Annotated in this window: 16 protein-coding genes; 6 read left to right on the plus strand and 10 right to left on the minus strand. The window is 65.9% G+C overall.

The window, feature by feature from the left end; all coding sequences use genetic code 11:
* Positions 1 to 407: 407 nt before the first annotated feature.
* The 9 genes from ACM6LR_RS12495 to ACM6LR_RS12535 all read right to left on the minus strand — a co-directional run bounded on the left by ACM6LR_RS12495 (position 408) and on the right by ACM6LR_RS12535 (position 7,965).
* Positions 408 to 1,256, minus strand: a complete 849-nt coding sequence (locus ACM6LR_RS12495) for a hypothetical protein (protein ID WP_414943815.1) — start codon at positions 1,254 to 1,256, stop codon at positions 408 to 410.
* Entirely contained in the window at positions 1,253 to 2,125 is an 873-nt protein-coding gene (locus tag ACM6LR_RS12500; protein WP_414943816.1) for a GNAT family N-acetyltransferase, read from the minus strand. The genes ACM6LR_RS12495 and ACM6LR_RS12500 overlap by 4 nt, the downstream gene beginning before the upstream one ends.
* A gap of 81 nt (positions 2,126 to 2,206) precedes the next feature.
* Positions 2,207 to 2,344, minus strand: coding sequence for a hypothetical protein (locus tag ACM6LR_RS12505; RefSeq protein WP_414943817.1), 138 nt, complete (start codon positions 2,342 to 2,344; stop codon positions 2,207 to 2,209).
* Between the two features lie 31 nt (positions 2,345 to 2,375).
* A complete protein-coding gene (locus ACM6LR_RS12510) occupies positions 2,376 to 3,491 on the minus strand; it encodes a radical SAM protein (protein WP_414943818.1) in 1,116 nt (371 codons plus the stop codon).
* Between the two features lie 424 nt (positions 3,492 to 3,915).
* On the minus strand, positions 3,916 to 4,839 hold the full coding sequence (locus tag ACM6LR_RS12515) for a helix-turn-helix domain-containing protein (protein ID WP_414943819.1): 924 nt from the start codon (positions 4,837 to 4,839) through the stop codon (positions 3,916 to 3,918).
* A 31-nt stretch (positions 4,840 to 4,870) separates the two neighbouring features.
* The gene (locus ACM6LR_RS12520) at positions 4,871 to 5,833 is read right to left on the minus strand and encodes a helix-turn-helix domain-containing protein (protein ID WP_414943820.1); all 963 of its coding nucleotides are present in this window, start codon (positions 5,831 to 5,833) and stop codon (positions 4,871 to 4,873) included.
* Positions 5,778 to 5,960: a hypothetical protein gene (locus ACM6LR_RS12525; protein WP_414944042.1), complete on the minus strand. Its 183-nt coding sequence runs from the start codon at positions 5,958 to 5,960 to the stop codon at positions 5,778 to 5,780. Before ACM6LR_RS12525 ends, ACM6LR_RS12520 begins: the two co-directional genes overlap by 56 nt.
* A gap of 46 nt (positions 5,961 to 6,006) precedes the next feature.
* A complete protein-coding gene (locus ACM6LR_RS12530; RefSeq protein WP_414943821.1) occupies positions 6,007 to 7,005 on the minus strand; it encodes an SAM-dependent methyltransferase in 999 nt (332 codons plus the stop codon).
* 270 nt (positions 7,006 to 7,275) lie between these two features.
* Complete coding sequence (locus ACM6LR_RS12535; protein WP_414943822.1) at positions 7,276 to 7,965, minus strand: HAD hydrolase-like protein; 690 nt, start codon at positions 7,963 to 7,965, stop codon at positions 7,276 to 7,278.
* A gap of 84 nt (positions 7,966 to 8,049) precedes the next feature.
* Between ACM6LR_RS12535 and ACM6LR_RS12540 the strand changes: the two genes are divergently transcribed.
* The 4 genes from ACM6LR_RS12540 (at position 8,050) to ACM6LR_RS12555 (ending at position 12,114) form a co-directional block, all read left to right on the plus strand.
* Positions 8,050 to 9,255, plus strand: a complete 1,206-nt coding sequence (locus ACM6LR_RS12540) for a helix-turn-helix domain-containing protein (protein ID WP_414943823.1) — start codon at positions 8,050 to 8,052, stop codon at positions 9,253 to 9,255.
* Positions 9,256 to 9,439: 184 nt separating this feature from the next.
* Positions 9,440 to 9,958, plus strand: a complete 519-nt coding sequence (locus ACM6LR_RS12545; protein WP_414943824.1) for an MFS transporter — start codon at positions 9,440 to 9,442, stop codon at positions 9,956 to 9,958.
* Positions 9,928 to 10,119: a hypothetical protein gene (locus ACM6LR_RS12550; protein ID WP_414943825.1), complete on the plus strand. Its 192-nt coding sequence runs from the start codon at positions 9,928 to 9,930 to the stop codon at positions 10,117 to 10,119. Before ACM6LR_RS12545 ends, ACM6LR_RS12550 begins: the two co-directional genes overlap by 31 nt.
* An 18-nt stretch (positions 10,120 to 10,137) precedes the next feature.
* Entirely contained in the window at positions 10,138 to 12,114 is a 1,977-nt protein-coding gene (locus ACM6LR_RS12555; protein WP_414943826.1) for an MFS transporter, read from the plus strand.
* 17 nt (positions 12,115 to 12,131) lie between these two features.
* Here the strand turns inward: ACM6LR_RS12555 and ACM6LR_RS12560 are convergent, their stop codons facing one another.
* Complete coding sequence (locus ACM6LR_RS12560; RefSeq protein ID WP_414943827.1) at positions 12,132 to 12,521, minus strand: winged helix-turn-helix transcriptional regulator; 390 nt, start codon at positions 12,519 to 12,521, stop codon at positions 12,132 to 12,134.
* Positions 12,522 to 12,753: 232 nt separating this feature from the next.
* On the opposite strand from ACM6LR_RS12560, the gene ACM6LR_RS12565 reads away from it, so the two are divergent.
* Complete coding sequence (locus tag ACM6LR_RS12565; RefSeq protein WP_414943828.1) at positions 12,754 to 13,002, plus strand: hypothetical protein; 249 nt, start codon at positions 12,754 to 12,756, stop codon at positions 13,000 to 13,002.
* On the plus strand, positions 12,999 to 13,559 hold the full coding sequence (locus ACM6LR_RS12570) for an SAF domain-containing protein (protein WP_414943829.1): 561 nt from the start codon (positions 12,999 to 13,001) through the stop codon (positions 13,557 to 13,559). Before ACM6LR_RS12565 ends, ACM6LR_RS12570 begins: the two co-directional genes overlap by 4 nt.
* Positions 13,560 to 13,663 lie beyond the last annotated feature (104 nt).

Genomic DNA, 13,663 nt, shown 5'->3' on the forward strand with positions numbered 1-13,663 from the left:
AGCAACCGAATGGCGTGCTGGGTTCGCGTCGCGGCAGGACGCCCTTCCGTACCTGCGTTCTCTGCTGCGGTGGCCATCTTCTCCAACTTGGCATTCCCCCAGGTAGCACCGCTACCCGACCAGACGATCTTCACTGGAACGGCCGCCAGCGTGTTCACGGGCGGCAGCGCGGTGTCCCCATGGCACACGAGACGAGCACGCCACCCGATAAGTCGGACCGATGTAATCACTCGTTACTGTCGGACACTTGTCGTGACGGAGGCGGGATGTGGCTGGCTGCCGGAGCAAGACTGAGCCAACGCGGCGAGAACCCGACCAGCCGACGGCATTGTTCACGGGGACAAACACTTGGGCGATGACTCTTGCATGACCGATGGGCGGGTCTGCTTCGGCTAGCGACTACCGGTTCAGTGACCGGTCGCGTCCTGGCGGTGCTGGTGCCAGGTGAGGGCGGCTTGGTGAAGGCGTTGTTTCCAGGGTTGCGGGTCGTCGTGGGCGATCTGTTCCCAGAGCCGGGTGTTGACCGTGGTGAAGGTGTCGATCCCGGAGATGGGCGCGTTCTGCCAGGTGGGGATGGTCGCGGCCCAGATTTCCGCGGAGGTCGGGGTATGGCCTTCGGCGATGAGCCATAGGGCGGCGCAGGCGGGGTCGATCCAGGCGGCGCCGAGGGTGGGCCAGGCCCAGTCGACGATCCGCGCACCGGCTGGGGTGACGAGGATGTTGTGCGGGTTGAGGTCGGTGTGCAGGAGCCGGTCACCGGTCAGCAGCGCCAGATCCTGTTCGTCGGCATGTCCGGCCCACCGTTGCTCGATGCGTGCCAGCGGGATGTCGGGAGCAGGGATCCGTCCGAGCAGGGTTAGGGCGTCGGCGAGCGCCGTGAGGTCGAGGGAGCCGGGGCTGAGATCGGCAGGGGCACCGACGAGGTGTTCGAAGCCGAGAAGGTCCCAGCCACCGGCCTCGATGTGCCACCGCAGCGCGGGGGCGACGTCGGTCACGTGGGAGGCGAGGGCGGCTTCGCGGTGCTGGGTTGCGATACGGCGGTGGCGGGCGGGAAGCCCTTTGACGAACACCGAGGTGTCGCGGGTGTGCAGGATGGCTGCGATCCCGGAGTTCAGGCCGGCGCTGATCATGTCGATCTTGTGCGCGGGGCCGGTTTCGGCTTCCACCGCGGTCCTGGCGGCGGCGGGCAGATCGAACCAGGAGGTGCGGTCACGGACGTCCTGCAGCATGGCCTGTGCCGTCGAGGTGGTGTTCACGCGGGCACCGTGGTGGCGAAGCCGAGCGGGGTCAGGCCCTCGGAGCGGAACAGCCGGTCCGACGGACTGCCTGCGGTGGTTTGCAGCAGCTGGTAGGCGGCCCGGTGGTGTTCACCCCAGGCGGCGGCGTGCCGCCAGAGTGCCCGGCCATGTCCGCGGCCGCGGTGCTCGGGCAGGACGCCGAAGTACTGCGGCAGCATCACAGTTGCACCTTGGCGGTCGGTCATCGTGGCCAGCGGCCCGATCGCTCCGATGATCTTCTCGTCGGTGACGGCGGCCAGGATCGGGCCGTCGACCCGGAGTTCCCGCCAGCGGCGCCGCAAGAATCCGAAGCCGGCCTCGTCCAGCCGTTCGGCGAGGGCAGTGAAGGTGTCCTGGATCTGCGGCGATGCGACGTCCAGATCGGTGACCACGGTGTCGGCGGTGGGCGGAGGCGTCGGCGTGCTGAAGTCCTTGAGCAGGAGCCGGGTCGTCGAGGCGTGCTCGCTGGTGTCGGTGTGGAACCGGACGACGCGGCCGGTGTGTGCGCCGTGAGCGGTGCACCAGCGGCGGGTCGCCGCTCGTAACGCGGTGGTGTCCGGCTTCGCGGGGCTGTAGACGTAGGCCTTGATCGTGCCTCGGCCTCGTCGTGACACGGTCGGCACGATCGTGAGGTCAGGACGGTGCACGATGTCGTCGACCAGCACGGTCTCGGACTTCCTGGTCGACCAGCGGCGGTCCTTGTCGAAGGGCAGCATCACCCCGGTCGCCGTGGCGGTGATGACCTCGTCGAACACCCCGGGGTCGAGCGCGTCCGGGTGCACGGGGCCGAGCGTGGGGACGTAGGGGACGTGCAGCACGCGGCGCAGCCACTCCGGACGGAAGCGCATGGCGGCACGTTACCTGCAGGCCCGTGACCGTTCGGTGACCACCGGGGTGTGACACTCCGGTGGTCACCGAGACGTGTCGGGTCAGTACGGGTTGTCGTCGCCGGCGTTACAGCTGCACTTCGACGACTCGACCAGAACGTCCAGGTCGTCGACGAATTCGATCTCCTGGACCTGCTCGGCTGGGCGCCGCAGCTGGATTTCCACGGGAACAGCGGTCACGGTGTTCCACCTCCTTCCTGGTGTGCTGGGTTCAGTGCTGGCAGTAGGCCGACAGCGGGGCCTTTGCTTTGCGGTACAGGGTGACCAGTGGCATGCAGGTCCCGCAGGTGCTTTGCAATCCGCAGCCGGTGCAGCCGCCTTGGCGGAGCAGGAGCCCGTCGGCGATCCCGCCGAGCCGGGCCAAGCCCTTGACGCCTTCGTCCATCAGCGGGATCTGCGGATCGCGGCCGACCTTGCAGATGCTCGCCATCCCGTGCGGATCGACGTGGAAGAAGGTGTGCCCGGCCGAGCAGCCGGTGAACGGTTTGCGTTTGCGCAAATACTCCCGTGACTGCGCGGGCAGGCTCTCGGCGCCGCCGTAGATCGTCGGGGACATGTTGGAGAACACGTGATGCGGGAGCTCGTACCGCTCGGCCAGCGCCGTCATCGCGTCCAGTTCGTGCGCGTTGTGCTCGGTGACGATCAGGTTCAGGTTCAGTGGCAGCCCTGCCTCGTGCGCGGCGGCCAGGCCGCGGGAGAACTTCGCGAACGAACCGCGGCGTCGGGTCAGGCCGTCGTAGGACTCGGCGGTCGCGCCGTAGACGCTGATCGTGAGCCGGTACGGCCGATGCGTGGTGAGCAGGTCGAGGACGGCCGGATTGGCCAGGCGGGAGCCGTTGGACGAGATCGACAGCATCATGCCCCGCTCGAACGCGGCCGCGTAGACGTCCGGGAACAGCTTGTCGATCAGCGGTTCGCCGCCGGTGAGCTGAAGCCACAGCACCCCGGCCTCGACCATGATGTCCAGCAGCCGTTCCCGGTCGGGCCAGGACAGGCCTTCGAACTTTTTCAGCCCCAGGTAGCAGTGCTCGCAGTCGTAGTTGCAGCCCAGGTTCAGCTCGTAGGAGGCGCGTCCATAACCGAAGGGCGATTGTGGCCGGATCAGGACGGTGCCGGCCAGCGGACGGCCGGTCAAATCGAGGTCGGGCCAGCGGCGCCGTACGGCGCCGACCAGCCAGTCGGGGCAGAGCGTGGCTCGCTGAAGTTCGAGCCAGTGCCGGTGCGGGAGCTTGATACCGGACACGCTGCCCGGCCGTAGGATGAGGAAGTCGTCCAGGAATGGACTGGCGATCAAGCCGTGCATGAGCGGGCTCCCTCTGGTCGGCATGCGGACATGCGAAAACCCTCCGATCTTTGACGGTGCCGTGGCTGGGCTGTGCTGGTCAACGAGGCGAAGGACAACGCACCGAACGGCTGAGTGCTCCTCAGTCGATCGGGCGACCTGTAGAGGAGAATTACGGCCAGGTGGGGGCCCGGGCTGGCTGCTGGCTTCTGTCAGGTCGAGGCGTGTCGCGTTCTCGATGCACAAGCCGACGAGGGGATCGACGGTGTCGGCCGGTCCGCGCAAGACGGTCACGTCCACCCCGGCGGCGGAGCGTTCCACGGCTTCGGTGATGGCGGCGTCCAGCATGGCCGGGGCCGCCAGGGGCGCGGGTGCCCGTCCAGGTGCGGGTGCAGGCAACGCGATTCCAATCTGCTGGCTCGCACGGGGAGCGAAGAGCAGGACGGCGATGACGTGTCGCGGTGTGGGATCAGGCGGTCACCCGGTCTTGCAGGGCACCGTTCCCCCGCTGTGCTTTCTCGTGCCGGTCATGTTCGAGGCGCCGTTCCATGTCTGCCAGCTTCCGGCAGAGCAATTCCCGGGATTTCTGCCGGTCGAGCGCTCTCTTCGCCAGGCGTTCCAGATGGCTCTCGTAGTACGCGACGTCGTGCGCGTTTTCGAGAAAGACGCTGGCGGTGGGGTGCTGGTGGTGGACGACGGGTGGATGTTCGTCGTGCCGGTACACGGTGAACCCCGAGGAGAGATCGGCCACGACGGCGGCCGCGGGGACGAGATGGAGGTGACAACGGGGAAAGGAGGACAGGAGCACCAGGTGCACCAGTTGTTCGTGGATGACTGCCGGGTTCTCCGGCTTGCGTGGAAAGGCCGCTTCGGGAATGTAGAAGGTGAACGGACCAGGCTTGCGAGAGTCCGATGGTTGCCGGGTGAGTCGATCCTGTATCGCCGCGTCGAGCACCGGTCCGTCCATGTGGCCGTGGTGTGCGAGGGCGGCACGGATGTACGGCTCGACCTGAAGGTGCCGGGGGACGCCCGTAGCGTCGTAGGTGGTGAAGGAACTGCTTTCGGCATCGAGCATGGCAATAAGCAAGAGCGCGTCAGGGAAGCCGGTCGGGTGGGGCCTGACCTGGTAGCCGTCGTCGGGGGAGCGGTCCAGCGCGATTAGGCGATCAAGCTCGTCGGTGGTCGCTTTCGCCCGCGCCAGGTAGAGTGCTACCCGCCCGTCCTGGGCTTTGCACAGGCCGTTCTCCAGTCGTGAGATCGACGAGGCGTTCCAGCCCAGCATGGTGCTCATGTTGAACGCGAGGTACCCGGAGCGTTCCCGGATCCTCCGCAGTTCGAAACCCAGCTCCCTTCTTTTGACGGTGGAAAAGTACTTATCTTTTCTGGTGTTCACCGGATGCCTCGTTGTCGTGCGTGATGGGTGACTAGCGCTTGACCGTGGAGAGGTGGTCGAGACGGTCGCGGGTCTCTGCGCGGCTGAGGGCCAGGGCCGCGACGCGTTCGAGATATCTTTCGTAGAAGGCGATGTCGGCGTCGTTTTCGAGGAAAAGGCTCGTGGTCGGCTGTTGGTGGTGCAGGACGGGGCGGTGATCCTCGTGCCGGTAGAGGGTGAAACCAGCGCGGATGTCGTCCAACGCCGCGGTCTCGGGAACCAGGTGAAGACGGCAGCGGGGCAGCAAGGACACCGACGTCAGGTGTGCCATCTGGTCTCGCGCGACGGCGGGATGCTCGCCGCGCTGGTGAAGCGTGCTTTCGGGGATATAGAAAGTGAAGACACGGCTGGCCAGAGAGGATGGCGGGAGCCGGGAGAGGCGGGTCCTCACCGCGGCCCCGAGAGCTTGGTCGTCGTATCCGCGGTGGCCGAGGACCTCACGGATGTACGGCTTGATCTGGAGTGCGTGGGGTAGTTCTGCCGGATCGTAGCTGGTGATGGACGTGCTTTGCTGTTCCAGCATGCCGATGATCGGAAGGCCATCGGGGAAACCCGGCGGATGGGCGCTGACCAGATAGCCGTCGTCAGGACGGCGATCCAAAGAAACCAGCTCGTCGAGCTCAGCGGGCGTCGCTTTCGCTCGTGCCAGGTAGAGCGCGACCTCCCCCGCCGGAGCCCTGCTCAGACCGTTCTCCAGGCGCGACACGGTGGACGCGTTCCAGTTCAGCATGAGACCCATGTCCGATCCGGTAAGCCCGGCTCGTGTCCGAATTCGTAGAAGTTCGAGTCCTAGCAGCCTCGTCTTCGCTGTGGGCAAAAGTTTTTCTTTTCGATTCTTCAACGATTCCTCATGGGCTTCTAGGGTGTGACGTTCGTTCTGATTGCGCTTGCGGTCGGGTCTACGGCGAGAGTGGCAGTCCGAAGTAGAGCCTGGCGCCGAAATAGGCGACGACAAAAGCGCTGCCGATGATTGCTCCTCCCCCGAGCAGTAAGAAGAGAATGTTGATATAGCTGACGTTGCCCAGTTTTGAGCTGGTCGATGTGCGCCGCGTTGTCGTATGTGAATGGCGTCCGGCTGGCATTCGGTGTCCTCCTTGTTGCTAGGCGCGTGGCCGCTTATCTTTGCGGCTAACTGATGAGGCCGAATGGCTTGCCTTTCCTGGCTATCCCGCCCCAAAGTAGTGGTGTGATGGCTTTCGAAATCCCGTCTTGAGTGGGGCCATCCGGCCAGAAATATTCGACTGGAACGACTTCTCGGGCGTGGCCAGGTGAGGGTTGTACCAATTCGTGACCGCAGAAAAGTGCTGTGAACTGCGTGGGTTTCAGGAAGATTCCTGCGCCCAGGGGGCTTGCGGCGAAGATGTCCTCGGCCTGTGCGGCGATCGTGGCCAGTTGGCGATTCTGCTCCGGCAGGCAGAAATGAGTCAGTGCGAGGAAAGACCCCTCGGGGAGTATCGCGTTCCAGGATCGCATCAGCCCTGTCGTCGCGGACGGATCCTTATTGTCCGCGAGGTGAGGTAGGAGTCCGCAGTGGATCAACCCGATCGGCCGGTTGAAGTCGAGGTGGGCGCGGACGGTCGAGCGCCTCTGAGCAGGGTTCTCGTCGCCGTCGACGGAAGCCATCATGGCGGCGCGTGGATCACGGTGATCGACCAGCGCCACGTGGGTGAAGGTGTCCGCGGCTCCGAGGCTCGCGCGCGCGAGTGCGACGGACTCAGGATTGTCATCGAGATAGACCACCCGCGGCGTGTCTCTGCTCGGGCCGGTGCAGTGCCGCAGGAAGCCGTGCAGCGGCTCGGTCAAGGAGAGGTCCACGCCGCATACCAGAAACTGTTCCACCTTCGCGGCGATCATCATGCGGCCCGCCCGATATGTGAAAGCCTTTTGTATCGTGGCCAAAGCTTTGGCGCCCGCGCGTCCTCCGGGAAGATGCTTCGCTAGTTCGTCTGCGACGCGACAGTCTGCGGACGAGCAGTTCTTCCGCGGGCCGAGGGCGTCGTAGATGCCCCGATAGGTCGCTGCCGCTGGGGGCGGACCCGTTGCCAGGCTGTCGCTCAGGCTCGTGGGCGCGTCGAACCCGGTCGCCCCGTAGTGCCGGTGTGGGCTGGCTGTCGCTGGTCCGGACATTGTCGGCGCCTCGTCTGTTGCCTGCTGATGACAAGACCTCGGCCGTTCCCGAACCTGCTGCGCAGACGATCGCGCAGGAGGATCACGGGGATCCGAGACCTGTTCCGGCAAACTAGGACGATTACCGAAGGGTAACACCGACTGCTGGTCGTAGTGTGTTCTGCCACTGACTCCCGAGAGGTTGCGTTTGCCGACCAGAGGCGAAATGGGAGAGGTGCTTACTGCGGCCCTGTCATCGAGCTCACGGTGCCCGTCAGAGTTCGGTGGGAGTCACAGGACGAGATTTGCCAGTGAGGAGACCACTTGAGTCGCGCCTGCGTCGCGGAGGACTTCGGCGGACGCCTTGCCGGTCGTGACTCCGATGATCCGCACTCCCGCTGTCAGTGCGGCTTTGACGTCGTTTGGGGTATCTCCGATCAAGACGACGTCTTCGGCCGCGAAGCGAATTCCAGTACGGTTCTCGGCGCGTTGCCGGGCGATGTGGACTAAGTGAGCGCGGTCGGCGTGGTCTTCGCCGAACGCGCTGCTGTCGAAATCGAGGTAGCCCGCGAGGTCGAACACTTCGAGTTTGACGCGTGCCACGTCGCGGAGATTGCCGGTCAGGATCGCTTGATGGACGGTGGCGTCGGCGTCGAAGCGTTCAAGGGTGGTGTGAGCCGCGGGTAGCGCGCGTCCGACGGTCGCGAGTTCGTGCCTGGCCTGCTCGTAGTGCTCCGTCAAGGTGTCCGCCAACCGTTTTACCAGGGCGTCCGTCGGCTTCAGGCCGTTGATGCGGAGCGATTCGGCCATGATGTCGAGTTCGGTTCTGCCCGCGATCTTGGCCAGGTTCGTCAGAGGAATACCTGTCGCCTCTGGGAAAGCCCGGTCGTAGATCGCCCGGCCGACCCCGCGCGTCTCGATGAGCGTGTGGTCGACGTCCCAGAGCACGAGTGTCCGGACGGTCCCGGCGGCTGCGGTCATGGTCGCAGTGTGGCATTTCCAGTGCGCAATCATGTCGGGCTAGAATGCTTGAAGGCGGATAAGACCTGGTAGGGGTGGGCCTGGATGGTGGACGACGAGCTGGCGAAAGCTGTGGGAAGCCGGGTACTCCACCACCGAACGCTGGCGCGCAAGTCCAGGCCTGTCATAGCCGGTCTCGCGGGGATTTCGATCAGCTACTTGGACTACATCGAGCATGGTCGGAAGCTGCCCGCGTTACCCGATCTCCTGGCGATTGCCGAGGCGCTCGAGGTCGAGCCGGGGGAGCTGCTGCAGGCGCGGCCGGCGAAGCCGCTCCAACGGGCGGCGGTACTGGAGACCGGCGATCTCCATCGCGCGGTGACGATGCCGACGATGAGCGAGCCCATGGAGGTCGCCGAGCTGAGTCGGCACGTTCGAACTCTGTGGAAAACCTGGCAGACCTCCCCGAACCGCTATACCGAACTGACGGCGGCCTTGCCCGGGATCATCGAAGCCACGACGGCGACGGTTCGCGGTGATGCCAGCGGTCGGCAACGCCAGGCGAACGCCGTGGCCGCCGACCTTTACGGCCTGCTGCGGACCGTCGCCAAACGGGTCGGACTGCCCGATCTTTCGCTGCTGGCCGTCGATCGTGCGATCACCGCGGCTGAACAGGCGGACGATCCCGTCCGGCTGGCCGGAGCCCACTGGAACCTCGCCCAGGTGCACTTGGCCGACCGGCGACCTGCGGAAGCCGAGGACGCCGCGATGACGGCGCTGGATGCGCTTCGGGCCGCTGTCGGCCCTGAACGCGATGATGTGACGGCGATGTCCGGCGCCCTGTTGCTCATCGCGGCCATCGCGGCCATCGCGGCGGTCCGCAAGCGGAAACCGTGGGTCGGCCGGGAACAGTTGCGTCAGGCCGCGCCACTGGCGGATCGCGTCGGTGACTCCAACATCTGCTGGACCGCGTTCGGACCCGCCAACTTGGCGATGTACAGCGTGGCGATCGAAGTGGAGACCGGCGAAGCCGCAGAAGGACTACGGCTCGCGTCCAAAGTGGACTCGGGCCGGGTCCCGTCTATCGAACGCCGCGTGGCTTTCCTGCTCGACAGCGCCAAAGGCTTCACTCAACGACGAGATTTCTCGCAGGCGATGACGCTCTTGGAGACTGCCCATGCCGAGGCGCCCGAGGACATCACCTTCCGACCTGCGGCACATGCTCTCGTTCGAATGGTCTTGCAGCGTGGACGGCGAGACGTCTCACGGAAGGCTGCGCATCTCGCAGGCACCGCAGGGCTGGCGCTGTAGTCGGTTCGAGCCTGAATGCATATCGGTTGCAACGCTGTGTAACTAACGGTCGCCGACTTGCTACTTACGAGTGAACATCGTTTGTGAGAGGCGACCTCCTGCCTGTTCGAACCTAACGTAGTTGGCGGGATACTCGCTGTGGCAGAGGTTCGGGGACCGCTGCCGTGCGTAGGCGGGGGAGGGAATGGCTGAGCAGGCTAAGGCCGGTTTCGCGGCGCCATTGCGCGTTCGCGAGTTTCGCTGGCTATGGAGCGCGGAGCTGGTGTCGATCGCCGGTGACCAGGTCGCTCGCGTGGCACTGTCGCTGATGGTATTCGCCCAGACCTCGTCGGCGATGCTGACAGCGTTGACGTATGGCCTGACTTTTGTGCCTTCCGTACTGGGCGGTTTCCTGCTCTCCGGGCTGGCCGATCGTTTTCCGCGGCGGACGGTGATCGTCGTCGCGGATTTCGTACGCGCGATGCTCGCGGCGCTCATGGCGATTCCGGCAATGCCGCTTCCGGCGTTGTGGGTGTGCGTGGGATTGCTGAGCGTCGTGGCGGGCCCTTTCAAAGCGGCTCATATGTCTTTGCTCCGCAGATCCTCGAACGTGACGGTGAGTACGCGGCAGGCGTGGCCCTGCGGCAGTTCACGACCCAGGCCGCCCAGTTGGCCGGATTCGCAGGCGGCGGCATGCTGTTCGTGGTCGTCGAACCGCATATAGGCATGCTCGTGAACGCCTCGACGTTCGTTGCCGCCGCGATCCTGGTTCTGGTCGGAGTTCGCTCACGACCGGCTGCCTCGAGCCGATCGACGTCCGGCGACGGTGACCCAGGCGCGGTCGGGCAACGGGGCAAGCTCTTCGTGCTGTACGGACTGGTGTGACTGCTCGGTTTGTACATCGTGCCGGAGGGACTCGCCGTGCCCTACGCCGGTGAGCTGGGGGCGGCCGTCTGGGGCGTCGGTTTGCTGCTCGCCGCCGATCCCGCCGGCAGCGCGATCGGCGCGTGGCTCACGACCCGTGTCCGGATTCCCGCTTCGCCGGTCGCTGCGGCCTCGCTCGCCGCCGCGGCTGGCCTTGTTCTTGTAGTTTGCGGCTTCGGCCCGGGGCTCGCCGTATCGGTGGCGCTCTGGGCCATCTCGGGTGCGTTGTCCACCGCGTACCTCATCCAGACGCAGACGATGGTCGTCGACGTCGTGCCGGACCGGAGCCTTGGCAGGGTGATGGGCAGGATGGCGACCTGCATGTATTGCTCGCAGGGCATCGCCGTGGTTCTGGGCGGGCTCGCCGCAGAGTCGATCGGCTCCGCCAGGGCGGTGGCGGGCGCGGGGCTGATCGCCACCGGCCTGGCGCTGGTACTGCTGTGCTCGTGGAACTGGACCGGCTCCCGGCGTCGGCGCGGGAACCGGTCCGATCTGGTCGCGGATTCACCTCACCACTCCTTTCCGGCCACGACGAGCACCTCCTCCCAGGGAGCGGACCGTGTGGACGGATCGACAGCGGAGGCGGGAGCAACGCCGGCCGCGGTCAGGCCGTCCGAGGACGCAAGCGCAGCCAGTATGCAGGGTGAGGATCACAGGACGGGCAGCCGGGAGCGCAGGGTGTTCGGGCGTACTCGAAGAGCGACGAGACAGCGGCTCTTCGCGCTGAGACCGCGTGTGATCACCTTCGTGACCGGTGTCGTGACGGCCGCGGTCGTCACGACAGGCGTGGTGGCGGTGAACACCTCCGTCACGAAGACAGGCTGGATCGAATTCGGGGTGCTGCTCGGCTCCGGCCTTCTGGTCGCGGAAGCGACGCGGTACATCGAACGCCTTCGTCGGCAGCTTTCGGACACTCCGCACGTCAATATGAGCTCGGTTTCGATCCTGGCCGTCACGCTGTCGGTCGGGCCCGGCCTCGGCGCGGCAACGGCCATCGTCCTCTATCTCCATCTGTGGTGGAGGACGTGGCGCTGGACGTCCGGCGTCCCGGTCTATCGAGCGGTCTTCAACGCCGCCATGATGATCCTGTCGGTCTACGCCGCGTCGCTGGTCGTTCGCCTCGGTCCCGGCGGTCGGATCCTCGACTTCGTCAAGCCTCACGACCTGATCGCCCCGATGTTGGTCATCGCGGCCTTCTGGACGGTCAACTCCGTACTTGTCGGCGCGGTGATCGCGCTCGAGACCGGAGACCGATCCGCCGCCCGGTTGCTGGGCAGCTGGAGTGACAACGCGTTGGAAATCGTCACCCTCTGCATCGGCCTGCTGATGGCGGTCTTGATGGCCTGGCGACCCTGGCTGATCGCGTTCGTGTTGCCCACCGTCTACGTCCTGCATCGCAGCGTGCTCGTCAAACACCTCGAACAGGTGGCGACCACGGATCGGAAAACCGGTTTGCTCAACGCGACCAGCTGGCGAAGCCTGTCGGAGCGCGCGTTCGGCAAGGCCGAGCGCTACCGGACGTCGGTCGCGGTGCTGATGATCGACCTCGACAACTTCAAGGGGATCAACGACACCCATGGTCACCTCGTCGGTGATCGTGTGCTCAAAGCTGTCGCTGACACCGTCCGTCATCAGGTTCGTTCCTACGACCTCACCGGGCGTTTCGGCGGAGAGGAATTCGTAATTCTCCTGCCGGACGTGACGGCTGACGCCGCCGTCAGCGCCGCCGAGCGGATCCGCGCCGCCGTCGGAGCGCTCGAATTCGGCGACGAAGACGATCAAGCGGCAGGGCTCCGGGTCAGCGTGTCGATCGGCGTCGCGCACTATCCCGGTGTGGGACAGGATCTCGAAGACCTTCTTCTCGCCGCGGACAACGCGATGTTCGCCGCCAAGCAGTCGGGACGCGACCGCGTCTGTGCCGTCAAGGGAAACCTGGCCGCGCCCCCGATTCCGTAGGCTGGGGCCAGGTGATCTCAGCCCGCGCGGACGGCATTGTCGCTGTCGTGATCCTGGGCCCATCCCACGAGTGGACGTACCGCTCGTAGCAGGGCACGCCCCTTGGGGGTCAGTTCGTACGACTGCGGATCCCCGTGTTTGGTCATCAAGCCGTGCTTCACCCCGCGCTCCAGCGTGTCCGTGAAGACCCGGTCGGACAACGGGTCGTGCCGGCTCCCCGGCCGCCGTTCGGCGGTGTTGACCGTCGCCAGCAACTCCGTGTACGGCAGCTTGCCGAGCGCGAGCGCGGCGAGGACGGAGATGACCCATTTCCCGCGGAGAACGTGACCGCGTAGTTCACCCTCTGCTGATACGAGATGTTCTCCCCACCCATACCCGCCAGCTAACACGATCTTGCTTCCACGCAAGGGGCGAACTTCGGCTCCGGGCGTCCACGTGCCCCGAACGGGTGAAAGACGGCCTACTGAGCCCACACTCACCTGCTACTTACCTTGCGCTCAGTCGGGCCTGCGGGTGTACGAGTTGATCTCGACCAGGAAGCGGACCGCCTGGTGACGCAAGAGAAGCGCGGTCGGTCAACCGGTCCGGTGAGCTGGCAGGGAGCACTACGCATCGGGGTCGCCCGACCGGTTGGCCACCGTGATCACCGCGTGGACGACGGTGCGGCGAAAGCGGAGAAAGATGATCGCCGACAAGACGGAAGGAGCCGACTACATCCTGGCCTGCGGGTCGGTGAAGTCCCTGCCGGTGACGGCGGACGTGCTGCGAGACGATCGTCCGCCGGACTTCGGAACGGTCGCCTGCGGCGTGTGCCAGGTGGACTGCCAGGTCATCGAGCGCGTCAATGCCGAGGATCTGGGCCATGACGCCAACGAGGTGACGTCATGACCACCCGCGAGGCGGCCGTGAAGCCGTCCGGTACCGGGGCGGATCAGCTCCATCGGAGCAAGCGCGATCGATCCGAGCGCCTGCTGAATCTGGCCGCCGCCCTCATCGCCGCGGTGATCGCCCTCGTCATCCTTCACGGCGTCGACCTTCTGCGGGACAAAACCGTGCCTGTCCTGGTGCTCGCTTCCGACAAGGCGTGGTCGGCGACGCTCCTCGAGACCGACTTCGCCACCGTCGAGATGGAGCCCGCGCACAACGCGCAGATGATCCCCGCGAGCGAGATGGCCGAGGTGATCGGGACGCGGCTAGCCGCCAGCCTGCCCGCCGGGACCGTCCTCACCCGGCGGGCGCTGGCTACGGGCCAGCGCGCGTTCAGCGGGGAGTATCTGGTCGGTCTCCGAGCCGAGCGAGGGCACCGTCCGGAGCTGGGCCTGGATCCGGGAACGATCGTCTGCGTCGTTCCTGTGGGGCGTACCTGCGAAACCGTGAATCGTTCCTCGCCAGGGTCGCTCACGTCGGACAGCCCGATGCGCATGACGCCGTCGTCGTGGACGTGATCGTGAGCGCTTCCGAGCACCACCGTGCGGTAGCGGCCGCGGCGAGCTCGCTGGTCATCTCCGTGACGGGAGCATGACGATGCTCGAATCCAGCCCTGGAGGTC

Source organism: Amycolatopsis sp. cmx-11-32 (assembly GCF_047608695.1).
Taxonomy (GTDB): domain Bacteria; phylum Actinomycetota; class Actinomycetes; order Mycobacteriales; family Pseudonocardiaceae; genus Amycolatopsis.

What these genes read in the sequence shown, in the direction of transcription:
- ACM6LR_RS12500 (WP_414943816.1), bottom strand. Translation starts at nt 2,125, where the DNA reads ATGCGCTTCCGTCCGGAGTGGCTGCGCCGCGTGCTGCACGTCCCCTAC.
- ACM6LR_RS12510 (WP_414943818.1), bottom strand. Translation starts at nt 3,491, where the DNA reads ATGCCGACCAGAGGGAGCCCGCTCATGCACGGCTTGATCGCCAGTCCA.
- ACM6LR_RS12525 (WP_414944042.1), bottom strand. Translation starts at nt 5,960, where the DNA reads ATGCCAGCCGGACGCCATTCACATACGACAACGCGGCGCACATCGACC.
- ACM6LR_RS12530 (WP_414943821.1), bottom strand. Translation starts at nt 7,005, where the DNA reads ATGTCCGGACCAGCGACAGCCAGCCCACACCGGCACTACGGGGCGACC.
- ACM6LR_RS12535 (WP_414943822.1), bottom strand. Translation starts at nt 7,965, where the DNA reads ATGACCGCAGCCGCCGGGACCGTCCGGACACTCGTGCTCTGGGACGTC.
- ACM6LR_RS12540 (WP_414943823.1), top strand. Translation starts at nt 8,050, where the DNA reads ATGGTGGACGACGAGCTGGCGAAAGCTGTGGGAAGCCGGGTACTCCAC.
- ACM6LR_RS12545 (WP_414943824.1), top strand. Translation starts at nt 9,440, where the DNA reads ATGGCTGAGCAGGCTAAGGCCGGTTTCGCGGCGCCATTGCGCGTTCGC.
- ACM6LR_RS12550 (WP_414943825.1), top strand. Translation starts at nt 9,928, where the DNA reads ATGCTGTTCGTGGTCGTCGAACCGCATATAGGCATGCTCGTGAACGCC.
- ACM6LR_RS12570 (WP_414943829.1), top strand. Translation starts at nt 12,999, where the DNA reads ATGACCACCCGCGAGGCGGCCGTGAAGCCGTCCGGTACCGGGGCGGAT.